This window comes from Arthrobacter sp. 4R501 (assembly GCF_002929755.1).
GTDB lineage: Bacteria > Actinomycetota > Actinomycetes > Actinomycetales > Micrococcaceae > Arthrobacter.
Genome location: NZ_PJIW01000008.1, coordinates 128,773 through 151,276, shown reverse-complemented (window position 1 = coordinate 151,276; position 22,504 = coordinate 128,773). Strand labels below are relative to the sequence as shown.

At 65.3% G+C, this 22,504-nt stretch carries 23 protein-coding genes and 1 tRNA gene; 10 read left to right on the top strand and 14 right to left on the bottom strand.

The features are described from left to right. Complete coding sequence (locus CXR02_RS09975) at nucleotides 1-570, bottom strand: thioesterase family protein (protein ID WP_104061844.1); 570 nt, start codon at nucleotides 568-570, stop codon at nucleotides 1-3. A gap of 70 nt (nucleotides 571-640) precedes the next feature. Between CXR02_RS09975 and CXR02_RS09970 the strand changes: the two genes are divergently transcribed. Both CXR02_RS09970 and CXR02_RS09965 read left to right on the top strand, forming a co-directional pair. Next, on the top strand, nucleotides 641-1,375 hold the full coding sequence (locus CXR02_RS09970; protein ID WP_104061843.1) for a potassium channel family protein: 735 nt from the start codon (nucleotides 641-643) through the stop codon (nucleotides 1,373-1,375). 372 nt (nucleotides 1,376-1,747) lie between these two features. Then, nucleotides 1,748-2,737 (top strand): LysM domain-containing protein, encoded by a 990-nt coding sequence (locus CXR02_RS09965; RefSeq protein WP_104061842.1) that lies wholly within the window; start codon nucleotides 1,748-1,750, stop codon nucleotides 2,735-2,737. Between the two features lie 107 nt (nucleotides 2,738-2,844). On the opposite strand, the gene CXR02_RS09960 is transcribed toward CXR02_RS09965, so the two are convergent. Then, complete coding sequence (locus CXR02_RS09960) at nucleotides 2,845-3,276, bottom strand: CBS domain-containing protein (protein WP_104061841.1); 432 nt, start codon at nucleotides 3,274-3,276, stop codon at nucleotides 2,845-2,847. Nucleotides 3,277-3,454: 178 nt separating this feature from the next. Further along, nucleotides 3,455-4,126: a hypothetical protein gene (locus tag CXR02_RS09955; protein WP_104061840.1), complete on the bottom strand. Its 672-nt coding sequence runs from the start codon at nucleotides 4,124-4,126 to the stop codon at nucleotides 3,455-3,457. Nucleotides 4,127-4,790: 664 nt separating this feature from the next. Here CXR02_RS09955 and CXR02_RS09950 point away from each other — a divergent pair. Further along, the gene (locus CXR02_RS09950) at nucleotides 4,791-6,944 is read left to right on the top strand and encodes an acyltransferase family protein (RefSeq protein WP_104061839.1); all 2,154 of its coding nucleotides are present in this window, start codon (nucleotides 4,791-4,793) and stop codon (nucleotides 6,942-6,944) included. 465 nt (nucleotides 6,945-7,409) lie between these two features. Here CXR02_RS09950 and CXR02_RS09945 read toward each other — a convergent pair whose 3' ends face one another. Next, the gene (locus tag CXR02_RS09945) at nucleotides 7,410-7,799 is read right to left on the bottom strand and encodes a hypothetical protein (protein ID WP_104061838.1); all 390 of its coding nucleotides are present in this window, start codon (nucleotides 7,797-7,799) and stop codon (nucleotides 7,410-7,412) included. Between CXR02_RS09945 and CXR02_RS09940 the strand changes: the two genes are divergently transcribed. After that, nucleotides 7,749-8,405, top strand: a complete 657-nt coding sequence (locus tag CXR02_RS09940; protein ID WP_146072507.1) for a site-specific integrase — start codon at nucleotides 7,749-7,751, stop codon at nucleotides 8,403-8,405. The genes CXR02_RS09945 and CXR02_RS09940 overlap by 51 nt on opposite strands. Before the next feature lie 66 nt (nucleotides 8,406-8,471). On the opposite strand, the gene CXR02_RS09935 is transcribed toward CXR02_RS09940, so the two are convergent. Both CXR02_RS09935 and CXR02_RS09930 read right to left on the bottom strand, forming a co-directional pair. After that, nucleotides 8,472-8,553 (bottom strand) — tRNA-Tyr (locus CXR02_RS09935). Between the two features lie 181 nt (nucleotides 8,554-8,734). After that, complete coding sequence (locus CXR02_RS09930; protein WP_104061836.1) at nucleotides 8,735-8,989, bottom strand: hypothetical protein; 255 nt, start codon at nucleotides 8,987-8,989, stop codon at nucleotides 8,735-8,737. Nucleotides 8,990-9,214: 225 nt separating this feature from the next. Here CXR02_RS09930 and CXR02_RS09925 point away from each other — a divergent pair, with 225 nt between their 5' ends. After that, on the top strand, nucleotides 9,215-9,706 hold the full coding sequence (locus tag CXR02_RS09925) for a YajQ family cyclic di-GMP-binding protein (protein WP_104061835.1): 492 nt from the start codon (nucleotides 9,215-9,217) through the stop codon (nucleotides 9,704-9,706). Between the two features lie 186 nt (nucleotides 9,707-9,892). On the opposite strand, the gene htpX is transcribed toward CXR02_RS09925, so the two are convergent. Continuing rightward, nucleotides 9,893-10,759: a zinc metalloprotease HtpX gene (gene htpX / locus CXR02_RS09920; protein WP_104061934.1), complete on the bottom strand. Its 867-nt coding sequence runs from the start codon at nucleotides 10,757-10,759 to the stop codon at nucleotides 9,893-9,895. A gap of 63 nt (nucleotides 10,760-10,822) precedes the next feature. Then, on the bottom strand, nucleotides 10,823-12,094 hold the full coding sequence (locus tag CXR02_RS09915; protein ID WP_104061834.1) for an MFS transporter: 1,272 nt from the start codon (nucleotides 12,092-12,094) through the stop codon (nucleotides 10,823-10,825). A gap of 78 nt (nucleotides 12,095-12,172) precedes the next feature. Between CXR02_RS09915 and CXR02_RS09910 the strand changes: the two genes are divergently transcribed. The 5 genes from CXR02_RS09910 (at nucleotide 12,173) to CXR02_RS09890 (ending at nucleotide 16,528) form a co-directional block, all read left to right on the top strand. Continuing rightward, nucleotides 12,173-12,937, top strand: coding sequence for a hypothetical protein (locus CXR02_RS09910; protein ID WP_104061833.1), 765 nt, complete (start codon nucleotides 12,173-12,175; stop codon nucleotides 12,935-12,937). 30 nt (nucleotides 12,938-12,967) lie between these two features. Beyond that, entirely contained in the window at nucleotides 12,968-13,450 is a 483-nt protein-coding gene (locus CXR02_RS09905; protein WP_104061832.1) for a Fur family transcriptional regulator, read from the top strand. Nucleotides 13,451-13,457: 7 nt separating this feature from the next. Next, entirely contained in the window at nucleotides 13,458-14,945 is a 1,488-nt protein-coding gene (locus CXR02_RS09900) for a catalase (RefSeq protein ID WP_104061831.1), read from the top strand. Nucleotides 14,946-15,065: 120 nt separating this feature from the next. Then, entirely contained in the window at nucleotides 15,066-15,701 is a 636-nt protein-coding gene (locus tag CXR02_RS09895) for a DUF2461 domain-containing protein (protein ID WP_104061830.1), read from the top strand. Nucleotides 15,702-15,754: 53 nt separating this feature from the next. Beyond that, a complete protein-coding gene (locus CXR02_RS09890; RefSeq protein ID WP_104061829.1) occupies nucleotides 15,755-16,528 on the top strand; it encodes an IclR family transcriptional regulator in 774 nt (257 codons plus the stop codon). 128 nt (nucleotides 16,529-16,656) lie between these two features. Here CXR02_RS09890 and CXR02_RS09885 read toward each other — a convergent pair whose 3' ends face one another. From CXR02_RS09885 to CXR02_RS09860, 6 genes are read right to left on the bottom strand one after another with little or no spacing between them, the layout of a single operon-like run. Beyond that, nucleotides 16,657-17,607, bottom strand: a complete 951-nt coding sequence (locus CXR02_RS09885) for a sugar kinase (protein ID WP_258060902.1) — start codon at nucleotides 17,605-17,607, stop codon at nucleotides 16,657-16,659. Next, nucleotides 17,604-18,269 (bottom strand): bifunctional 4-hydroxy-2-oxoglutarate aldolase/2-dehydro-3-deoxy-phosphogluconate aldolase, encoded by a 666-nt coding sequence (locus CXR02_RS09880; RefSeq protein WP_181037188.1) that lies wholly within the window; start codon nucleotides 18,267-18,269, stop codon nucleotides 17,604-17,606. Before CXR02_RS09880 ends, CXR02_RS09885 begins: the two co-directional genes overlap by 4 nt. Then, complete coding sequence (locus CXR02_RS09875) at nucleotides 18,266-19,036, bottom strand: SDR family oxidoreductase (RefSeq protein ID WP_104061828.1); 771 nt, start codon at nucleotides 19,034-19,036, stop codon at nucleotides 18,266-18,268. Before CXR02_RS09875 ends, CXR02_RS09880 begins: the two co-directional genes overlap by 4 nt. Continuing rightward, nucleotides 19,033-20,100: a zinc-binding dehydrogenase gene (locus tag CXR02_RS09870; protein WP_104061827.1), complete on the bottom strand. Its 1,068-nt coding sequence runs from the start codon at nucleotides 20,098-20,100 to the stop codon at nucleotides 19,033-19,035. The genes CXR02_RS09875 and CXR02_RS09870 overlap by 4 nt, the downstream gene beginning before the upstream one ends. Further along, nucleotides 20,097-21,074, bottom strand: coding sequence for a C-terminal binding protein (locus CXR02_RS09865; protein ID WP_104061826.1), 978 nt, complete (start codon nucleotides 21,072-21,074; stop codon nucleotides 20,097-20,099). The genes CXR02_RS09870 and CXR02_RS09865 overlap by 4 nt, the downstream gene beginning before the upstream one ends. Continuing rightward, nucleotides 21,074-22,447: an MFS transporter gene (locus CXR02_RS09860; protein WP_104061825.1), complete on the bottom strand. Its 1,374-nt coding sequence runs from the start codon at nucleotides 22,445-22,447 to the stop codon at nucleotides 21,074-21,076. The genes CXR02_RS09865 and CXR02_RS09860 overlap by 1 nt, the downstream gene beginning before the upstream one ends. Nucleotides 22,448-22,504: the final 57 nt, after the last annotated feature.

Here is a 22,504-nt window from a genome sequence, read left to right as displayed (position 1 = left end):
TCAGGCCTTGCGTTCCCGGGTGAGGCTGTCCCAAACGTGCGGCGCCGGCGTCCGGCTACCGGGCAGGGCGTTGGTCTCCCGCCATTCGTGGATCCACTCGGGCAGCACCAGGTCCGCCGGGGGCTGGCCGAACTCGCGCAGGATCTCCTCCTGGCTGACCGGCCTGCCCTTGTTGACCAGGCGGGTGGCGATGTAGGCACGCGCGTAAATCTCGCCGTCGGACACCATGCGCTGCTCAAAGTAGATGGCCTTGGCATCCAGGCCGATGACCTTTGTTTCGATGGTGTACTGCTGCCACAGCTGCAGCGACTTCCGGAAGGCGATGGTCTCCCCCGCCGCCACCGGGCTCCAGCCGCGCCGGCGCATGGTCTTCCATACGCCGCTGCGGACCATGAGGTCGAACCGGCCCAGGTCCATAAGGGAAAAGTACATGCCGTTGTTGACGTGCATGGCGATGTCGATGTCGGTGGGCAGGACGCGCAGCGGCAGGGACGACGCGTCCCAAATTGTCATTGCGGAGCGGCGGGCGGACGTGAACAGCATCAGGAGGGTTCGCAGAAGCAGGTGCATGCTCCAATGTTACCCATCAGTAACTTGCTGGCAAGTCCGTAGGTCCGGCCCGCCACGTAGGATGTGGCGCATGACGCAACAACGCTACCGGGACCTCGCCGAGTGGCCCCTGATGGGGACTGCACTGGTTTTCCTGGCGGCGTATGCATGGCAGGTGATTGGCCGCGTCGACGGCAGCGGCGCGGAATGGCTTGAGACGGTGATGTGGCTGACGTGGGGTATCTTCGCCCTTGATTACGCCGCGAACCTATGGCTGGCCAGAGAGCGCCGCCGCTGGTTCCTCTGGAACCTGCACGAACTCCTGGTCGTGGCCCTTCCGTTCTTCCGGCCGCTGCGCCTGCTCCGGCTGGTCACGCTGCTTTCGGTGCTGCACCGGACCATCGGCGAGACCCTCAGGGGCCGGGTGGTCACGTACGTGGCGGGATCGGCGGCGCTCCTGGTATTTGTGGGCGCGCTGGCGGTACTGGACGTTGAACAGTCGGCCCCGGACGCCAAGATCCTGACGTTCGGCGACGCCCTCTGGTGGGCCATCACCACCATCACCACGGTGGGTTACGGCGACATGTACCCCGTGACGCCGCTCGGCCGGCTGGTGGCCTCGGCGCTGATGATGAGCGGCATTGCCGTGCTGGGTGTGGTCACCGCGTCCATCGCCTCCTGGCTTGTCCAGCGTGTAGAGGAGTCAACGGAAGCTGCCGCGGAGTCTGTGGAGGAACCCTTGCGGGCAGAGCTCGCCGGCCTGGCCACGGAGATCGCTGCGCTGCGGCGCGAAGTGGCCGAGCTCAAGGACCGCCCCTCGTTGTAGGAATGTCCCGGTAGAAATGTCCAGCGGGGCAGGCGGCTGGACACCGAGTAGTCGCCGCCGCGGGGCCAAGTATTCGGCGGAAAAATTCAGGTAACGCCTACTCGTGCAGTGCCTGGCGCAGCTTCCTAGACTCGAAATTCCTAGGGCCAAACAAAGTTGCCGGCGCATCCTCCGAGCTGGGGTGGATGATGCCGCTTCATAGCGGGGCATCCGTATCTTCTGGGTATGCGGGCGCTCCCATCATGCGCGCTTTCCGTGCGCGGTTCCGTCATAGACGGCACCGCGCAGCGCATCACTCCTCGATCCGTCCTGCATTGGAACTCGCGGCACCACTGCCGCCCTGTTGCCGGACCGACCTGCGATGGGCCACCCATGTTCCAGTTGACCGCACCTATTCCCGAACCACCCCGCCGAAATTTCGAAACCGATGTCCCGCGGGCCGATCTCCTGGCACCGAGGAGCGGGACGATCAGCAACAAGCTGTGGGCCGGCATGGCCACCGCCGCCGTGATTTCCGCCTTCGGAGTCGGCGCATTGGCCGGCCCCGTCCCCACGGCAGAGATATCCGCGCCACCGGAGGCCATCACGACGGCGGCTTCGCCAGTTGTGCGCGTTGCCCGGCCTTTGGCCGCGGTGCCGTTGGATGCGCCCTATGTTGGGTCCGTTGAGTTTGGCAGTGCGGGAACTGGCACTGCGCAGCCGGAAGTCGCAGAAGCTGCGGCGCCTGCCCAGGCTCCCCCACCACCGCCCGAACCTGCTCCGGCACCCGCGGGCGACCCCAACCTCTACATAGTTGTCCCCGGCGATACGGTGGGTGGGATCGCCGGCCGGTACGGCGTTGACACGAACGCGATGCTGGCCGCCAACGGGCTGGGCCTCTACAGCATCATCGTCCCGGGCCAGACGCTGAAGCTGACGGGACCCGCCGTCGAGGCTTCCGCCCCCGCACCGGCGCCGGCCGCGGTTGCGGCGGCACCCGCTGCTGCTTCTCCGGCCTACGTCCCCGCCCCGGCGCCGGTCCAGGCCGCGCCCGCTGTCCGCACCATCTATGTCGCGGGCGCTGGCGGACAGGCCATGGTGGACGCGTGCATCGGGCCGATCCACTACACACCCAACGACGGCTACTCGCTGTTCATCACGGAGCACGACTTCTGCGGCGGGTGGGCGCGCTTCTCCGGCATCGGCGTGGGCGAGACCGTCAGCATTCCGGGCTACGGGACATACACGGCGACGGCCCGGGGCCAGGTCCCCAACCCGGGAACCACCAACGATGTCATCGCGGTATTCGGCGGATTCCCCCGGGCCATCCTGCAGACGTGCATCCCGGGGACCAACCAGATGCTCCTGATCGCCCTGAACTAGGCTCTGGTCCGGCCGGGTTTCGCGGTCCAGAGTTTCCAAAGCTTGTTCGCGGTTCCGAACCTTCAAGGCAAGGAGCCGCGAACAAGGCCATGCGGGAATTAGTCAGACTATGCAGACATCGGGTGGCGTTCCGAAATGTGCTCCACCAGTTCGCCCACGCGCTCCTCGGTGTAGTTGCGCGCAATGTCACCCTGGCTGATGATGCCGACCATCTTGTGGTCGACGATGACCGGGAGGCGCCGGACCTGGTGCCTCTCCATGATTTCGATGGCTGCGTCAACGCTGGCATCGGCGTCAACCCAGTAGGGCTTGCCGGTGGCTAGCTCGCTGGCCAACATCTCGCGGGGATCACGATCGGCAGCAACGCACCTGAGCACGATGTCGCGGTCGGTGATCATGCCCTTCAACTTGCCGTCATCGCCGCAGATCGGCAGCGATCCACAATCCAGATCCAACATCATCCGAGCGGCATCTGCGAGGGACTGATGCTCCTTAATACACTGTGCATCCGTGGTCATAAATTCACGTACAACGCTCATGGTTCTCCTTCATCGATTGATGTATCGACGCAGGGCATCGGGGTCACATGCGCCGATGCTGCCAGCCTACGCCGGGGGCAACGCTGCTGTCGACGACGGTTTCTCCCCCTGTCCCGCCGGCCCGCCAAGGCTCCCCCTCGAGTGGTCAACTCCCCTGCACCCGCGTCAAAGAGTGCCGCTAGTTATGGATATTGGTTTCGATATATCGAGTGAGCCATTCTTGAAGCTGCGCGGTGTCCCAGCTGGGTGTGGCAACGAGGAGTACTTCGCGGTCTTCGCGGACGACGCCGGTGATCCCGTCCTCCTTCGCGAGGGTTTTGACCAGCCGGTCCACCTCCCGGGAGTACTCGTTGGCGATGTCCTCCCTCAAAGACACCTCAAGCTCCCGCCCGCGGAGTGCGTCTTCGCCTGGGTCCTCGACCTCGATAAGCGGTTCGTCCTCAACGACTGTTTCCTCGTCATTACCGTTCAGCTGCTTGATGGCGGCGGCGGCCATGCGAGCCAGCTTGTCATCATCTGAGGGGAGCCGCCCGCTGGCTTGTCCTCGGGCAAGGCCTGGAACCAGGTCAGCCAGTGGAACCTCCTGGTTGACGTGCACGAGCACTGGGTGGTTCTGCCAGATGTAGGACTTGATCCGGTTGTAGCCGACCCGCCATTCCGCTCTGGGTGCTCCTTGCTCCACGACGCTGCACAGGTAGGAGATAACCCCATCGATGATGGCAATTGACTCTGGCGACAGGGTCGGCTCTATGCCAATGTCGTAGCGGAGCCACGACGGGCCGGTCGAGGTATCAGACTCAGCGGTTTCCGCCGTTCGCTCAGGTACTCGACTCGCACCTTCGCTGAGCACGCAACGACGATTCCGTCGCACGAGATATTGAAGTTGCAGGACGCGGTTTCCTTGCAGCGTTTCTCTCCAGGTCCGCAGCTTGCTGGCGGATTCCCTAAGGGACATTTGTTGCCGCAGCTGCACTTAGGAGCCAATGGGCTGAGGTTGCTCCCTTGCACAGCGCCCGCGAGAGCCGCGGTAAGAACGCTGTTCCCCTGAATGCTGCCGCCGCAGATCTGCGTTTGCGCTTCCTGACCCTTGGCAACCGCGTCTCCGGGTGGCGCCGACGACCCGGTTACTCCGACGGCTGCGAGGGCTGAGATAAGAGTTGCTCCCGATGCCAAGCGACGAACACTGTTTATGACTTGCTCACGATTTCCATAGGTCAGACGATAAGGGACCGGGACTCCGTGGGTCCGGTCCACGGGGCGGGTGAGCGTACTGGTATTTACGCCCGCAGCAGCGCGGATTGAAGCGGACTTTCGACGCCGATCGAGGCGAGCAAGTCGGGTCAGCATCAAGCTGGAGGCGCCCGATTTCTGAGAAAATTGCCGGGCGAGGTCAAGAATTTTTGCCCAGTTCACGACCGCACGCCTATCTTCGGGGAAATGCATTGATTCTGGCCGCAAAGAGCGCTACTGTCGGCCGCACGAGCCGGTAAGAGACGTCGGGCCAAAGGGGCGACATGATGCATCTGGCCAGCGGATTGCTCAATGGAAACCACCTTGACGCGCGTAAACCCCGACGCCGTCTGCTAACGAGTAAGCGTGCCACGAAGGGAGCCGATCGCTCTTCATCCGTTCCACGCACGTTCCGTCCGGACATAGAGGGTCTTCGCGCGATCGCAGTTCTACTGGTCGTGCTGGACCATGTAGGCGTGCCGGCGCTGCAAGGAGGCTACGTCGGTGTCGACGTCTTCTTCGTGGTCTCCGGCTTCCTCATCACCGGCCTCCTGCTCAAAGAAGCTGAACGGGGTAGGCGGATCTCCCTCTTGTGGTTCTATGCACGACGGGCTCGGCGAATCCTGCCTGCCGCGACTCTTGTCCTCGCCGTCACAGTAGTCTCATCCTTCGCTTTGATCGGCGGTACGAGTGCTGCTCGAACCGCCGAAGACGGGCAATGGGCCGCGCTTTTCACCAGCAATTTTCGCGAAACCTCACAAGGGACGGACTACTGGGCCAGCGACCTTTCTCCATCCCCGTTACAGCACTATTGGTCACTGGCCATCGAAGAGCAGTTCTACCTGTTATGGCCAGCCTTAATGATGGCGGTCGCTGCGATCGGATGGAGAGTTCCGCTACGCACGCGACTGACGGTTCTCCTCGCTGTCACGATTGCAGTCTCCCTTATGTGGTCGGTGTACGCGACGACGGAGAACGCGAGTGCGGCCTACTTCTCTCCCTTGACGAGGACCTGGGAACTTGCGGCTGGCGCAATTCTTGCCGTGCTCACACCGACGATCATGCGGCTGCCGGTTTTTCTTGCTGCCGTTACGAGTGTGTCCGGACTCATCGCGATTGCGGCAGCAGCGCTCACGCTGGACGAGTACACCAGGTACCCAGGGTCCGCTGCTATTCTTCCGGTTGGCGGAACGGTTCTTGTGATAATCGGCGGGACAATCACACCGAAGCGAGGAGCCGAAGTGCTCCTGCAGTGTCGACCTCTGCAATGGCTTGGCAAGCTCTCTTATTCCCTGTACCTGTGGCACTGGCCCGTGCTGATCCTCCCCGCGGCATCGCTCGGGACCGAACTGGCGATGACCACCAAGCTTGCCTTTGTCGGTGTGGCGCTGGCCTTGTCTGTCGTTACCTTCAAGTATGTGGAATTGCCCGTACGGAACTCCAACTGGCTCAAGGCCCGCCGGCCGTCAGTCAGCGTGGCTTTCGGCGCCGCACTGGTGGCGCTATCACTTGGCCTCACGAGCAATCTGGTGTCGATCCTGCCCAAGCCTTCCCCCACAGACAAAGTAGGCGATTTTGCAGTTGCCCCTGGCAGTGACCTACCGACGGCTGACGAAGTGGCAAAGGCCGTGGCTGACAGCGTAAACGTCGCAGGGTGGCCGCCGGAGCCGCCTGTTGGGAGATTCCTCTTCAACCAACATGCGTGTCTAGGGGGCCTAGATGCCCCAACAGGTAAAGTCACATGCAGTTATGGTGACGCCAGCGGCGGCGAGACAGTGGTGGTTTATGGCGACTCGCACGCTCAGATGTGGGAAAGTCCGCTCGGCGTGACAGCCACTGAACTTGGGCGGCGCTTCGAAGTCTTTTCGATGTTCTCGTGTCCGCCAGCCGACTTTTCGGTCTACAACGCGAAGCGCAAGGGTGATTATCCCGAGTGCAAGGCATTCCGTGCTGACTCGCTGGCGAAGATCGAGGCACTTCACCCGAGCGTCGTCCTCATCTCGGGTCAGCGCCAGGGTACTTGGCTTGAGAAGGATGGGCGCCCTGACAAAGAAAACACGGAGGCCGCCTGGGAGGAGGGTCTCGCCTCGACCATAAAGTCATTGAGCGCGATAAGTGATCGTGTGGTCGTGATCGGGGACATCGCGTACTCGGAAAAGGATCCCGAGGACTGCGTCACATCGAATTCCGACGACGTCCGTCGCTGCCACACTCAGCGGAGTTACGCGGTGGACACCGAACACAATGAGATGGAGAAGCGCGTCGCCGAGGCCGGTGGCGCGGAATACGTGGACGTTGTTCCGTGGTTGTGCGCGGAGGATGTCTGTCCCGCGGTTGTCGCGGGATATGCAACCCATAAGGATGCTCAGCACATCTCCACCAACTACGCCCTGTGGTTGCGTCGGTCTCTTGCTGAGGCGGCCGCCTTGCTTCCCTGATGTGGCGTCAGCAGCGTTGTGCGCGCCGCCGGTGGGTTGGCGTTTGGGTGTCAAGCAAGCCTCCGTAACGAAAAGGGCCGCCTGTGACCGATACATGCGCCGCACTGGCAGAAGCACGTCTCTGTCACCGGGGGATGCCTGACCACGCGGTTCAAAAATGGGTGTTCTCAGGGGCCTGGTCCCGATGGTGAAATATCTCTTCATCTGAAGGAGCCAAGATCAATATCAACAAAAATCGACTGTAGTCTTTCCATTCGTCCGTTGGTCAGCGGTAGGCAGACGTGGCGGGCTCTAATACTTTCAAAGTGCTTTAAAACCGACGCGACCATTGACTCGGCTTTGTTATTAACAGGGCGGCGTCAGGGGCGAGCGCATGCCCTCGACCCGTCGGCAGGAAGCCAGGGCCAGATGAACAGAGACCAGATGTTGGCCCCAGATGCCGGTTCTTTCCCCAGCGGTGATGGCCTAGGTGCAGCACAATACCAGGAGGGCGCACGGGCGGCACAGCTCGGCTGCCCGTTGCTGGAGACGATGGTCTTCGGCCATCCATTCGGTCCCTCCGTTGCATGGCAGCGTGGCTCGGACCTGGGCGTTCATGAGGGCGCTGAACTCGGGCACGCTGGCCGCGGTGTCCTTGAATCGGCGGGGATTAGTCACGAGGGCCCCGATTGGGTTGTGGCGGGATTCCCGGGCGTGGATGGTGGGGTTGTAGGCGGACCAGTCCATCGGCAGTCCGGCGAGGGTTGCCGCTAAGGCGAAGGCGCCGTTGGGTAGGTAGAGTCCTTCGGTGTTCCGCTCGTAGACGTGCTTCCAGTAGTAGGTGGAGCGGTCGTCCTGGACGCCGCCACTGAGCACCGGCTGGGCGCACTGTTTGAGGTGGCCATCCTCTCCGGTATGCGCCGCGGTGAACTGTGCGGCCTACGCTGGCAGGACGTAGACCTTGCCGCCCGCCGCCTGGTTGTCTGTGTGCAGCTTGTACAGGTAGGCAAGGAAGTAGTGGAGGGCACAATCAAAACGGATGCCGGACAGGACCGCGTGGCCGCACTGTCAGACCGGGCCGTCGCCGCTCTTCTGACGTGGCAGTTCCAGCAGGGGCAGGAACGCGAGGCATGGGGAGACGCCTATCAGGACTCGGGCCGCGTGTTCACGTACGAGGACGGCAGCCAGCTCCGCCCGGGCTACCCGTCCAAACTCTTCGAGCTGACGGTGGAGAAGCTGGGCCTCCCGCACATGCGCTTCCATGACCTCCGCCACCTCCACGCGTCTCTAATGCTGGCCTCGGGGCAGGACATGGCCATTGTGTCCAAGACCATGGGACACAGCAACAGCCAGATCACCCGCGACCTGTACGCGCACATGGTGGGAGACGCCGCCCACAACGCCGCGGAACGTGCGTCCTCACTGCTGCCGATGTCAAAGAAAAGCCAAGGTGTAATCACAAGTGTGATCACCGGGAAGTAAAAAAAGACCCGCCCGCACCTCCGAAGAGATACGAACGGGTCTAAATTCCCCTAGAATCCGGGGCGGTGGCAGATGAGGGATTCGAACCCCCGTAGGCGTTGCCAGCTGATTTACAGTCAGCCCCCTTTGGCCGCTCGGGTAATCTGCCGAACTTCAAAAGAAGATCACCCCCGGCTGCAGTGGTCAGAACGTCCGTTTCCGGGCCGTTCCGCTTCCAGTAACCGCGGGCAAGACAACTTTACAGAACTTCTGCCGAAACATCGAATCGAGGCTGCGGACCCTTGGAAATGCTGTCAGAAGCCCCGCAATTCCGCGGAAAAACCGGCGGCTCAGGCGTCGCCGAGAATCCGCCCGGCCAGCCGCGCCTCGAACTTCACGGCCTGCTCCTCGGTGATCTGGTTCAGCTGGACCGCCCGCAGCAGGTCCTCGCTCACACCCTCCATGCGGGCCGAGGCATCCGGGACCGGGCCGAAAATAATAGAGCCTGCCAGGGCTGCAGCGGCGACTGATGTGGCAGCAGTGGCGACAGCGCCCGCAGCTGCGGCGGTGGTTCGGGTGACGTAACGGACGGCTTTGTGTTGCATGGCTTTCCCTTCGACCTGTTTCCAACTCGTTCAACTCTCGCCTGCCCGGCTTCGTTCCCGCAGTGCGTCCGCTATGAGAGAACTGTGAATCACGAACAGCGCCGAATCCACAACAGCGCCGCACACGCACCAGCGCCACAGGCAGGCGATCCGTATTAGGCTGGAATGCAGAGATCCACGCCCTGCAGAGCCATTGTCAGGGCAACCACCGGCACAAGGAGAATCATGGCAGGCGAGTCAACGTTCGACGTCGTAAGCAAAGTGGACAAGCAGGAAGTGGCCAACGCGCTGAACCAGGCCCAGAAGGAACTGGTCCAGCGCTACGACTTCAAGGGCGTCGGCGCCGAGGTCGAATTCAGCGGCGAGAAGATCCTGATGAAGGCGAACTCGGAGGAACGCGTCCTGGCCGTGCTGGACGTCCTCCAGTCCAAGCTGATCCGCCGCGGCATCTCCCTGAAGTCCCTGGACACCGGCGAGCCTTACCCCTCCGGCAAGGAATTCCGCCTCGAAGCCTCCATCAAGGAAGGCATCGAGCAGGACCTGGCCAAGAAGATCAACAAGCTGATCCGCGATGAGGGCCCCAAGGGCGTCAAATCCCAGATCCAGGGCGACGAACTCCGCGTCTCGTCCAAGTCCCGCGATGACCTGCAGTCCGTCATGGCGCTGCTGAAGGACTTTGACGAGGCGGACCTGCAGTTCGTCAACTTCCGCAGCTAGCCACCAGGCCTTCGTTTTCGAGGCGCAAGAATTCTATCGCTGGCAATAGACGCCGGCGCTACCTGAATGCGGGTAGCGCCGGCGTTTTTGCGTGTCACGATTGATTTTCAGTGTCGCCGAAGGTGTCGCCAAAGGTGTCGCCAAAAAAGGAGGTACGACGGCGGCGCCCGGGTCGGTCAGTCAGCCTCAGTTCAGCGGCCGGCCGGCAATCCGTTCCAGCCGGGCGATCCGCTCCTTCATCGGCGGGTGGGTGGCGAACAGCTTGGTCATGGCCCCGCCGCGGAACGGGTTGGCGATCATCAGGTGCGAGGTGTTGACCAGCTTCTGCTCCTGCGGCAGCGGCGCGATCCGCACGCCCTGCTCAATCTTGCGCAGGGCTGAGGCGAGCGCCAGCGGATCGCCAGTGAGCTGCGAACCGTCCTCGTCGGCGTCGTACTCGCGGGTCCGGGAGATGGCCAGCTGGATGAGCGAGGCGGCAAACGGTGCCAAAAGGGCCATCGCCAGCATGGCCAGCGGGTTGGAGTTGCGCCGGTCGCCGCCGAAGAACAGCAGCATCTGGCCCACGGATGTGATGACGCCGGCCACCGCGGCTGCCACCGAGGACGTGAGGATGTCCCGGTTGTACACGTGCATCAGCTCGTGCCCCAGGACCCCGCGCAGCTCGCGGGTATCCAGCAGCTGCAGGATCCCTTCGGTGCAGCACACGGCGGCGTTTTTGGGGTTCCGGCCGGTGGCGAACGCGTTCGGGTTCATGGTGGGTGAGAGGTAGATGCGGGGCATCGGCTGGTTGGCCCGGACGGAGAGCTCCCGGACAATCTGGTAGAGCTGTGGCGCCTGGGCCTCCGTGACGGGGTAGGCCTGCATGGAACGGATGGCGATCTTGTCGCTGTTCCAGTAGCCGTACGCGGTGGTGGCCACGCCGATCAGGGCCATGATCCAGATGGGCGCTGAACTGCGGGTATTGATCCCGATCAGTCCGCCCAGGCCCAGGAGGACCGCCCACAGGACGCCGAATAGCGCCGCAGTTTTCAGGCCGTTGTAATGCTTGTGCACGTCCACTCCTCCACGTCGCCCTGACAAAGTTGCCCCGACAGGTTGCCCCAACAAGGCATGGCCCTATGGCACGGGGTCCCGGGCATCGTACTGCCGGAAGCCCGGCTGCAGCTGTGCCGCCAGCCAGGCCACCGCGATGCACAAAACCCCGCCCAGAAGCAGGACCCAGCCCTCACTGAGAATCTTAGTCCCGCCGCCTGCCAGCAGGTCACCCACGCGCGGCCCACCGGCCACCACCACAATGAAGACCCCCTGGAGCCGTCCGCGCAGGTGGTCCGGCGCAGCGGCCTGCAGGATGGTGTTGCGGAAGACGGCACTGATGGAGTCTGCGATTCCGGCCAGGGCGCAGCACAAAGCCGCCGGGACCAGCCAAACTGTGGCCCCGCCGTCGTCCGCCCGTCCTGCCAGGAGCACCACCACACCAAAGCCCGCAATCGAGGCGCCCCAGCCCATCACCGACCACACCACGGCACTCCCCTGCCACCGGACATGGCCGAGCGGCCCGGAAAACAGGCCGGCCAGGAATGCGCCCACCGCGCTGGAGGCCAGCAGGATGCCCACCGTGGTTTCGCCGCCGCCGATCATCAGCGCACCGATGGCGGGCATCAGCGCGCGCGGCTGGGCGAGGATCATGGCCACGAGGTCGATGATGAAGGTCATCCGCAGGTTGGGCCGGGTGCTCAGGAACCGGAACCCCTCGATGACAGACCGGATCCCGGCCCGCCCGGCGCTTCCCGAGGGCGGCATGGACGGGAGCCTGAAGACCGCCCAGAGCACAAACGCGAAGCTGATGAAGTCGATGGTGTAGGTCCAGCCGAAGCCCACCCACGCCACCAGCACCCCCGCCAGCAGGGGTCCCACCGTCAAAGCCAACCCGAACGACATCATGCTGAGCGCGTTGGCCGCTGGAAGCAGTTCCTTGCGGATAAGCGTGGGGATGATGGCACTGCGGGCCGGCTGGTTGATGGCCTGGGCGCCGCTTTGCAGCGCCACCAGGAGGTACAGGACCCAGACGTTGCCCAGCTGCAGCCAGGACTGCAGCGCGATCAGGCCGGTGGTCAGCCACAGGACCGAGGTTGCCAGGAGAGCCACCGTGCGGCGGTTGTGGGAGTCGGCGATGGACCCGCCCAGCAGGCCGCCGAACACCAGCGGCACCAGCGCGAACACACCCAGCAGACCCACATAGAAACTGTCCTGCGTGAGCCGGTACACCTCCAGGCTCACGGCCACCAGCGTGAGCTGGCTCCCCACGGCCGAGACGGCGGAACCCAGCCAGAGCCGGCGGAAGGCCGGGCTCTCCCGGAGCGGTGTGATATCGGCCAGCAGTTTCCCCACCCTGCAACCCTAATAGCGCATCAGTGTCCTGTTCTGTCACACGCTTGGTATCCTCAGGCGGGGGAAAGGAGTCGGCATATGCATGTGTCCAGGCGGCTGCTTTTTGCCTCGGCTTGCTGGGAGGTTGCCCGGCCCCGGACCGCCCTGAACGCCGGCCATCTCCTGATCAGGCTCACGAATCCGGCCATGGCGTTCGATCTCCGCTCCGCCACCGACTGGCTGCACTGCCACAACACCGCCCGGCAGGCCCTCGCCGAAGTTCTGGGGGCCGGCCGCTGCACCGTTATGTTTGCGCACCAGTGGCACCCCATCGGAGCGGCCATCGGCGAACCGGAAGCGGAATCCTCCACGCCCACGTTCCACGTCTTCGGGCGCTGGGACGCCGAGCCGGTCACGCCCGGCGAACAGCTGCGCCTGCCCGTTCAGCGCCGCGTGCCGGCCGCAGCGGAAGAACTTAGCGAGTACGACGGCGGCCTCCGCACCGCCCTGCGCCGGCTGGCTGCTGCGCGCCCCGCGGAGCCCGTCCCGCCGGTGGAAGGCACCCTCCCGGAACTCACTGCCAGGACTCCGAAATTCAAGGCCGGCGCGCACCACACGGTGCTCGCGCCGGCGTTGCCGCCGGCGCCGGGCGGTCCCGGCCTGACACCCGGCCACCTGCTGGCGCTGGCCGCCGCCGTCGAGGGCCTGGCAGCCCGCCCCGGCGTGACCGGGCTGAGCTGCGTGGTGCCGGAACCCGAACCCGGCGGCCTGGAAGTCCATGCCATGGGCCGCTCGGCAGGAGAATCCCGCACCCCCATGCACGAATTCCTGGACCTGCCGAAGGTAAGCCAAGCCTTATTGTGATCGACTCATAATAAGTGCTTCAATAGAAGCATGACGGAACACTTTGGCGGCCACGATGCATGGGCTGCCGCCCTGCGTGCCCACGGCCGCCGGGTGACCAAACAGCGGCTCGCCGTGCTGACCGCCGTCGAACATCATCCGCACTCCCCCGCGGAGAGCATCCTGGCTGCCGCGCGCACCGAACTTCCGGAGCTGACCGCGCAATCGGTATACGTGGTCCTCGGCGACCTGACCGATCTGCACATGCTGCGCCGCTTCGAGCCGCCGCATTCCCCCGCCCTGTATGAGACCCGCGTCGGTGACAACCACCACCACGCCATCTGCATCAGCTGCGGCCGCGTGGAGGACGTCGAATGCGCCGTCGGGCACGCGCCCTGCCTCACCCCGCACTGGGATGAGAACTCCAAGCCGATGACCATCCAGATCGCCGATGTGATGTACCAGGGCATCTGCCAGGACTGCCAGGCGTCCCAAAAACTTCCTTCTAGTACGTCCCAAGTAATCGAGAAATAGGAGAAAAATGACTGCGAACATCTCTACAACCCAGTCCGGCGCGCCCGTCACTTCCGACGCGCACGCACAGTCCGTCGGTGCCGACGGCGCCATCATCCTCACGGACCATTACCTGATCGAAAAGCTCGCCCAGTTCAACCGCGAGCGCGTGCCGGAGCGCGTAGTGCACGCCAAGGGCGGCGGCGCGTTCGGTACGTTCAAGGCCACTTCGGACATCTCCAAGTACACGAAGGCCGCGTTCCTGCAGCCGGGCGTTGAGACCGAGATGCTGATCCGTTTCTCCTCGGTTGCCGGCGAGGCCGGCTCCCCGGACACCTGGCGCGACCCCCGCGGTTTCGCCGTCAAGTTCTACACCTCCGAGGGCAACTACGACCTCGTGGGCAACAACACCCCCGTCTTCTTCATCCGCGACGGCATCAAGTTCCCGGACTTCATCCACTCGCAGAAGCGCCTCCCGGGCACGCACCTGCGCGATGCGGACATGCAGTGGGACTTCTGGACCCTGTCCCCGGAATCTGCACACCAGGTGACCTGGCTTATGGGTGACCGTGGCCTGCCGGCGTCCTGGCGTGAAATGCAGGGCTACGGCTCGCACACCTACCAGTGGATCAATGCCGAGGGCGAGCGCTTCTGGGTCAAGTACCACTTCAAGTCCAACCAGGGCGTCAAGACCATCTCCGGTGACCAGGCTGAAGAGCTGGCCGGCTCGGACGCGGACTTCTACATCCGCGACCTGCAGGACAACATCGCCGAGGGCAACTTCCCGTCCTGGGAACTGCACGTCCAGGTCATGCCGTACGAAGACGCCAAGGGCTACCGCTTCAACCCGTTCGACCTCACCAAGGTGTGGCCGCACTCGGACTACCCGCTGATCTACGTGGGCACCATGGAGCTGAACAAGAACCCGGAGAACTACTTCGCGCAGATCGAGCAGGCCACCTTCGCGCCGTCGAACTTCGTGCCGGGCATCGCCGCTTCCCCGGACAAGATGCTGCAGGCCCGCATCTTCTCCTACGCCGACGCACACCGCTACCGCGTGGGCACCAACCACGCGCAGATCCCGGTGAACCAGCCGAAGAACCAGGTCAACAACTACAGCCAGGACGGCGCCGGGCGTTACCACTTCAACGCCCCGTCCGTACCGGTTTACGCCCCCAACTCCTTCAACGGCCCTGCAGCCGTTGAGCCGGCTTCCCCGGCCGGCGGCTGGGAGAACGACGGCGAGCTCACGCTCTCCGCGCACTCCCTGCACGCCGAGGACGGCGACTTCGGCCAGGCCGGCACCCTGTACCGCGAGGTGTTCGACGACGGCGCCAAGGCCCGTCTGCTGGACACCATCACCGGTGCGGTGGGCGGCGTGAAGAACGCCGAGATCAAGGAACGCGCCATCCAGTACTGGACCAACGTGGACGCCGAACTCGGCGCCAAGCTGCGCGCCAACCTGGGTGCGGGCTCCACCGATTCCGACGCCGAGGCTGCCAACAAGATCGGCTAGCCTTTCTGCCCCTGTGGTGCAACGTCCGCCCCGTCACGGTTTCCGTGGCGGGGCGGTCTTGTTTCCACATAGGAGCCTGCCGCTCTGGCCGGGCTGCCCGGTGGTCCCTAGGATCACTGCATGAGTACATTCCAGGGCATCCCTGCAGGGGCATTCGCGTTCTATGCCGAACTTGAGCACAACAACAACCGGGAGTGGTGGCTGGAGCACAAGGACAGCTACAACACGCTGGTCCGGGGTCCGGTCACCGCCCTGCTGGCCGAACTGGAGCCGCGGTTCGGGCCGGGCAAGATCTTCCGGCCCAACCGGGACATCAGGTTCTCCCAGGACAAATCGCCCTACAAGACTGCCCAGGGAGCGTTCGCGTCGTCTCAGGAAGGCGTGGGGTATTACGTCCAGGTGAGCGCCGACGGGCTGCTGGTGGGCGGCGGCTGCCACACCAGCACGCCGGCCCAGCTGGCCCGCTTCCGGAACTCCGTGGATGCGTCCGGGACCGGCGAAGCGCTGCGGCACATCGTGGAGACCGTGGCTGCCGCGGGCTTTGCCGTGGAGGGCGAAAAACTCAAGACCGTGCCGCGCGGTTTCGACAAGGACCATCCCCGGGCGGAGCTGCTGAAGCACAAGTCGCTGTCCGCCGGCATCGAACTGGGCCAGCCGGAGTGGCTGGATTCGCCGGCGGCAGTGCAGGAAATCGAGGCGCTTTGGGACAAGCTGCGGCCCTTGGTGGACTGGGTGGGCCGGCATGCGGCCCCGTGACGCCGTACTTCCTGTAGATGGGATAGCTCCCTATACGTGGGATAATTGGGGGCATGGAAGCTAATCCCGCAGGGGCCCGCACGCTGGAGCGCGGACTCAGCCTGCTCGACCACGTCGCTGCGGGCGCCCACCGGCTAGAAGACATCACTCAGGCCTCGGGACTCAGCCGCTCGGCGACCCACCGCATGCTGACCACACTCGTGGCGGGCCGGTACCTCAGCCAGCAGCCGGACCACAGTTACCACCTGGGCATCAAACTGCTGGAGCTCGGCACCAAGGCGGAGGCAAAGATCAGCCTTCCCGACACCGTGCAGACCATCCTCGCCGGGATCGCCAAGACCACGCAGGACACCACGCACCTGGGCATCCTCAGCGGCGACGATGTCCTGTACCTGGCCAAGGCCCGCGGCCATCGCGGCATTGAAATGGCGTCCCGCCCCGGGGCACGGCTGCGGGCCCAGAACACCGCCATGGGCAAGGCCCTGCTGGCAGCCCAGTATGGAAATGACGAGGCCGTCCGCGCCTTCGATACGGCGGCGATCGCCACACCCCGCTCCATCCAGGATGTTGACGCGTTCCGGGCGGTACTGGATCAAGCCCGGGCGGACGGCTACGCGCTGGATGACCAGGAGAACGAACTCGGCATCACCTGTGTTGCCATCGCCATCCCGGACCTGCTCGGCAGGGTCGCGGCCGCTGTCTCCATCTCAGCCCCCAGCGTCCACATGACGCCGGAACGGATTCGATCACTCGTGGCGCTGCTCCAGGACGTCCAGCCTGAGCTCAGCCGCTGCCTGCCGCCAGGATTTGAAAGGGCCTGGATCTAGCGCCCTCGCGCCGATCCGGGCCCTTTCCGCCGGCCCCTTTACGGGACCAGTTCCCGCTAGTGCCAGATCCCGTTACGGGGCCAGATCCCGCGACAGGATCAGTTCCGGCTGAAGGGTTCAACCCCGGCTCAGCGTGCCACCGGTTCCGTGGCGTCCAGCATGGCCAGCTCGTGCCGGCGCGGCATACCTTCCCAGTCGCCGGGCACCAGGCAGGCAAAGGCTCCCGTGCGGACCGCGGTCAGCAGCCGCTCCTGCACCGAGGCCCCGGCCAAGAGGTCCGAGATGTAGCCGGCCACAAAGGCATCGCCGGCCCCCACGGTGTCGATGGCGCTGACGCGGACGGCGTCCTGCACGTATTCCACTCCATCGATCACGGCGGCACAGCCTGCGGCTCCCCGCTTGATGACAGCCTGGCCCGGCCCGAGGGCGGCGACCCTGCGGGCAAGCTCCAGCGAATCATCCGATTTTCCTACCGCGATGGCGGCTTCGTCGTCCCCGGCGAACACAATGTCCGCCTGGGCAATGAAGTTCCGGAAAACGTCAGCGGCGTCGTCGGCGGACCACAGCGCGGCGCGGTAGTTGAGGTCGAACGAGACCAGGACGCCTGCTTCATGGGCAACGTCCAGGGCATATTGCGCCGCCCGTGCTGCCTCCGGCGAAAGTGCGGGCGTGATGCCCGTGAGGTGCAGCAGCCGGGCGTTGGCAATCCGCTCGGCCGGGATGTCCTCCGGAGACAGCCGGGAGCCGGCGCTGCCGGCCCGGTAGTACCAGACCTTGAGCTGGTCCATGGTGCGCCGCTCTTTGATCATGAGGCCGGTGGGTGCCGACTCGTCACGCAAGGGGTCAACCACGATGCCTTCGGCCGCGAGCTCACGCAGGACGAGATCGCCGAGACTGTCGTTGCCGACGCGTCCCACCCAGGTCACCGACGTGCCCAGGCGCCGCAGCGCGATGGCAAAGTTGCTCTCGGAGCCGCCCATGCCCAAGCTGAGCGAGGACACCTGGGCCAGCGGGCCGGGCGTCTCGGCCTTCATCAGGCCCATCGTTTCGCCGAGGGTCACGACGTCGGTAAAGGTCACCGGGCACCCCTCGCCTGGACGGCGTCCGCCACCAGGGAACTGAGCTGCCGGGCGCGGGCGGTGAGGGCAGCGAGGTCGCCGCCGGAGAAAGCATCACGGAGCAGCGGCCCGCCCAGGCTGACGGCAAGCGCCCCTGCGGCGATCCAGTCCGCGGCGTCATCGATGCCGATGCCGCCGGACGGAATCACACGCATGTCCGGGAAGGGCCCGCGCAGCTGCCCGATGTAGCCCGGGCCAACGGTGGAAGCGGGGAACAGCTTCACGGCCGTAGCCCCCGCCTGCATGCCGGTCAGCAGCTCGGTGGGAGTCAGCCCGCCGGGGAACACCGGAACGCCGGCCGCAACCGCCGCACGGATCACGTCCGTCACCATGGCGGGCGTCACCAGGTAGTCCGCGCCGCCGTCGAGCGCCTGCGCAGCCTGGTCACCGGAGGTGACGGTGCCGACGCCGATTTCCGCGTCGGCGCCGAACTGCCGTTTGATGTCCGGCAGGAGGTCGAAGACGCCGTCAGTGCTGAGGGTCAGTTCGATGGATCGGACGCCGCCCTTGACCAGGGCGTCGATGACCGGCGCGTATTCCCGGGCATGGCGGGCGCGGAGGACGGCCACCACAGGATTGGCCTGCAGGATGGCGGAAACGGGAGGGCTCTGGCGATCGCTCACCGGGCCAGCCACCCGCCGTCGACCGGCAGTACGACGCCGTGGATATAATCCGCGGCCGGGGAGGCCAGGAACACCACGGCGCCGGCGAGGTCGCCGCCGGTGCCCCAGCGTGCCGCCGGGATCCGGACTGAAATCTGTTCGTGGCGCTGGGCGTCTGCCAGCAGCGCCTCGTTCATGTCAGTGGCGATATAGCCCGGCGCAACCGCATTGACGTTCACGCCGCGTGGCGCCCATTCGTTGCACAACGCCTTGGTCAGCTGCGCCACGGCGCCCTTCGACGCGGCGTAGGCCGGAACCCGCAGGCCGCCCTGGAACGTGAGCAGGGAAGCCATGTTGATGATCTTTCCGCCACCGCGCTCCACCATCGGGGTGCCGAAACCCTGGCACAGCTGGAAGACGGCGCGGGTGTTGATGGCCATCACGCGGTCGAAGTCGGACAGCGGGAACTCGGTCGCGTCGTGCCGGATCTGGGTTCCGGCGTTGTTGACCAGGATGTCGATCTGGTGTCCCGCGAGGGTTTCCGCTGTGGCGGCGGCAACGGATTCTTCGCTGGCCAGGTCCACGTGGACCGCCGCGGCGCTGACGCCTGCCTTTTCCGCAGCGGCGGCCAGTTCCGGCGCCAACGGGCCGCGCTGGAGTGCCACAACGCTGGCGCCGGCGTTGACAAGCCCGAGGGCAATGCCCAGGCCGATCCCGCGGGAGGCGCCGGTCACGGCTGCGGTTTTGCCGCTGAGGTCAAACGGCGATTTCTCTGCTGTGTGGTTCATGAGCTTTCCTGGGTTCTCGCGGCGGGCGCCGCAGCTGGACTGACAAAGACTTTGAGGACACGCCCGGACGCCGTCGCCTGGTCAAAGGCCTGGCGGGTGTCCTCCAGGGCGAACACCTGGGTGGGAATGCGGTCCAGCCCCAGCTCACGGCTTTCGATGAGTTCCACCGCGCGTTCCACGGCCGCCCTGGTGTAGACCCGGACGCCCACCACGGTGTTCTCGGCGAACGTCAGGGCCTGGAGGTCGAGTTCGACGGGCTTTTTGTAGACGCCCACAAGCACGATGGTCCCGCGCACGCGGACGGCCCGGGGCAGCATCGCCGCGACCGAGGGGTGGGCGGCGGAGTCAAAGACGATGTCCGCGCCGTCCCCGCCCGTGGCGCCAAGGATGGCCTGGATGGGGTCATCCCCGGGTGCCACCGTGGCGAAGCCCAGTTCTTCGGCCACCTGGCGGCGGGCCTCGGAGGGCTCCGAAATGAGGACGCTGCCGGCTCCCTGGTGGCGCGCCACCAGGGCTGTCAGGATACCGATGGGCCCGGCGCCGAAGATCACCACCCGTTCGCCGCCGGCCAGGCCGGCCCGGGATACCGCGTGGACGGCCACAGCCAGGGGTTCGGCGAGGGCGGCCTCCTGGAGGGGCACGGCGTTGCTGACCGGGATGAGTGCGGAGGCAGGCAGGGCCACGTACTCGGCGAGGGAGCCTGCAACGTCGATCCCGTACAGTTTCAGCGCCCGGCAGACGTGGGTGTCCCCGCCGCTGCACGGGTGGCATTCGCCGCAGTGGATGAGGGGCTCCACGGTGACCCGGGTGCCCGCTGCCGGGCCGGTCTCCGCCGCGACCTCCACGATGCCGGTGATCTCGTGGCCCATGACCAGGGGAGCTTCGGCGCGGGGGTGCGTTCCGTGCAGGATGGAAAAGTCGGAGCCGCACAGGCCGGTCATTTCCGTCCGGACCAGGGCCCAGCCTGCGGGGATTTCCGGCACGGGCAGCTGCCGCGGCTCGATCGTGTCCGGCGCCGTCCACACAGCGGCGCGCATGGTGCTGTTCAGGAGTACGGCGCTCATACCAACACTCCTGCGTTCATCACGTTGCGCGGCATGCGACCGGCGCAGACCTCGATGACGTTTTCGACGGTGCGGCGTTTCAGTTCCGCATAGGATTCCTCGCTGTACCAGGCAGCGTGCGGTGTCAGCACGGCGTTTTCGCAGCCGATCAGCGCGCTGGTCAGGGCCAGGGGTTCTTCTTCGAAGACGTCCAGCCCGGCACCGTAGAGCTGGCCGCTTGCCAGGGCACCGGCAACCGCAGCCGTGTCCACGACTCCCCCGCGGCAGGTGTTGACCAGCACAGCGCCACGTTTCATCTGCGCTAGCACACCGGCGTTGATCAGGTGATGCGTATGGGAATTGAGCGGCACGTGGAGGGACACCACGTCAGCGCGGGAAATCACTTCCTCAAACCCGACGACGGCGACGCCATCCGCCGTCGTCGTACCGATTTCCGCGAGCGGGTCAGACCCGATTACCGTGTAGCCCAACCCCTTGGCCTTGCGTGCGGTGGCCGCGCCGATCAGTCCCAGGCCCACCACGCCGAACACCCTGGTGGATATCCGGTGCAGGGGCTGGACCGGGAGCAGCGAGTGTTCCCCGCGGCGCATGCCGCGGTCCAGCCGGGTGATTCCGCGGGCCAGGCTGACGGCCAGGGCAATGGCGTGGTCGCTGACATCCTCGGTGCCGTAGTCCGGCACGTTGCAGACGGCGACGCCGCGGGCGGTGGCCGCCTCGACGTCGAGGGTGTCCACGCCCACGCCGTACCTGCCGATCGCCTTCAGCTGCGGCAGGGCCGCGAGGACGCGGTCCGTGATGGGGGCGTACTGGACCACGATGGCGTCGGCACCGGCTGCGGCGGCAATAACGTCCTCCTCGGTCCGGCACTGGGCAAGGACCAGTTCCACGCCGGCGGCGTCGGCGACGGCCTGCTCGATGGCGATGGAGTCGTGGTCGCAGTCGGTGATAACGATGCGGGTGGGCGTGGCTGGCATTACTTGGCGTCCTCTTCTGTGAGCAGGTCACGATCGACGGTTTCGGGGGCTTTGATGGTGGTGACCAGGCTGATGCCCATCATGGCCATCATGTAGATGGCGACCGGGATCCAGGAGCCGCTGAACGCGGTGACCAGCGCCGAGCAGATGAGCGGTGCGATGCCGCCGCCGAAGACGGAGGAGAACTCCCTGCCCAGCGCGACGCCGGCGTAGCGGTACCGGGAGCCGAACAGCTCGGGGAAGTACGCTGCCTGGACGCCCACGGATCCCTGCGCGGCGAAGATGAAGCCGAGCACGATCACCAGCGAGATCAGGAACAGGTTTCCGGTGTTCAGCAGCAGGAAGGCCGGGACGGGGAAGACAAACAGGAACGCCGTGATGATGAGGTACATCCGGCGGCGGCCGAAGCGGTCGGAGAGGGTGCCGAAGGCGTATGCCGAGACGCAGGCGAAGAGCGCGCCCACGAGCAGGACCTTGGGAATGAACGTCGCGTCAATCTTGAGCTGCGTGATCAGGTAGGAGCCCAGGAAGACCTGGAAGATGTACGAGTGCGCGTTGGCGCCCACGTTCATAAAGAAGACCCGGAACAGGCCCGCACGGCCGTTCTTGACGACGTCGGACACGGGGGTGGCGCGGACGGCGCCGGCGATCTCTTCCTTCTTTTCCTCAAAGACCGGTGATTCCTTCAGCTTGCGGCGGATCACATAAGCGGCGATGGTGACGAAGATCGACGAGAAGAACACAAGCCGCCAGCCATAGGCTTCCAGGGCTTCGCGGGGCATCATCTGCACCAGGATCCAGACGACGGCGCCCATCGCGGTGCCGGCGGCGGCACCAACGAAGACGAGCGAAGCGTAGCGTCCGCGGCTGCCCTTGGGCGCAGTTTCCGCCACCAGGACCACGCCGCCGGCCTGTTCAGCGCCGGCACCGAATCCCTGGAGGAAGCGGCAGGCAACCAGCAGCACGGGGGCCCAGATGCCCGCCTGCTCGTAGGTGGGCAGCAGGCCGATGGCGAACGTGGCGATGCCCATCAGGAAGAGCGTGGCAACCAGCACCCACTTGCGTCCCAGCCGGTCACCGTACTTGGAGAAGAAGAGGCCGCCGAGGGGGCGTGCCCCGAAGCCGACGGCGTAGGCACCGAACGCGGCGATGATACCGATGGCGGGGTCGATGTTCGGGAAGAAGATCTTGCTGAAGATGATCGCCGATGCGGTTCCGTAGATCACAAAGTCGTACTGTTCGAGCGCGGTGCCGATCAGGCCGGCCCACGCGGCCCGGCGGACGGGCGCCTTGTCCGTGGCCCCGGTTGCTGCCTGATTGCCCTGGGGGTCGAGGACCGCCGACTTACTGCGAACAACATCGTTCTCAGCCACAGTTCACCATTTCTCTTTGGTGCCGAAGCACATTCCGATTATCGGGACGACATCCCG

Coding starts and splice junctions, on each gene's coding strand:
- CXR02_RS09975 (WP_104061844.1), bottom strand. CDS start 570: ATGCACCTGCTTCTGCGAACCCTCCTGATGCTGTTCACGTCCGCCCGC.
- CXR02_RS09970 (WP_104061843.1), top strand. CDS start 641: ATGACGCAACAACGCTACCGGGACCTCGCCGAGTGGCCCCTGATGGGG.
- CXR02_RS09965 (WP_104061842.1), top strand. CDS start 1,748: ATGTTCCAGTTGACCGCACCTATTCCCGAACCACCCCGCCGAAATTTC.
- CXR02_RS09960 (WP_104061841.1), bottom strand. CDS start 3,276: ATGAGCGTTGTACGTGAATTTATGACCACGGATGCACAGTGTATTAAG.
- CXR02_RS09950 (WP_104061839.1), top strand. CDS start 4,791: ATGATGCATCTGGCCAGCGGATTGCTCAATGGAAACCACCTTGACGCG.
- CXR02_RS09930 (WP_104061836.1), bottom strand. CDS start 8,989: ATGCAACACAAAGCCGTCCGTTACGTCACCCGAACCACCGCCGCAGCT.
- CXR02_RS09925 (WP_104061835.1), top strand. CDS start 9,215: ATGGCAGGCGAGTCAACGTTCGACGTCGTAAGCAAAGTGGACAAGCAG.
- CXR02_RS09910 (WP_104061833.1), top strand. CDS start 12,173: ATGCATGTGTCCAGGCGGCTGCTTTTTGCCTCGGCTTGCTGGGAGGTT.
- CXR02_RS09905 (WP_104061832.1), top strand. CDS start 12,968: ATGACGGAACACTTTGGCGGCCACGATGCATGGGCTGCCGCCCTGCGT.
- CXR02_RS09900 (WP_104061831.1), top strand. CDS start 13,458: ATGACTGCGAACATCTCTACAACCCAGTCCGGCGCGCCCGTCACTTCC.
- CXR02_RS09895 (WP_104061830.1), top strand. CDS start 15,066: ATGAGTACATTCCAGGGCATCCCTGCAGGGGCATTCGCGTTCTATGCC.
- CXR02_RS09890 (WP_104061829.1), top strand. CDS start 15,755: ATGGAAGCTAATCCCGCAGGGGCCCGCACGCTGGAGCGCGGACTCAGC.
- CXR02_RS09875 (WP_104061828.1), bottom strand. CDS start 19,036: ATGAACCACACAGCAGAGAAATCGCCGTTTGACCTCAGCGGCAAAACC.
- CXR02_RS09870 (WP_104061827.1), bottom strand. CDS start 20,100: ATGAGCGCCGTACTCCTGAACAGCACCATGCGCGCCGCTGTGTGGACG.
- CXR02_RS09865 (WP_104061826.1), bottom strand. CDS start 21,074: ATGCCAGCCACGCCCACCCGCATCGTTATCACCGACTGCGACCACGAC.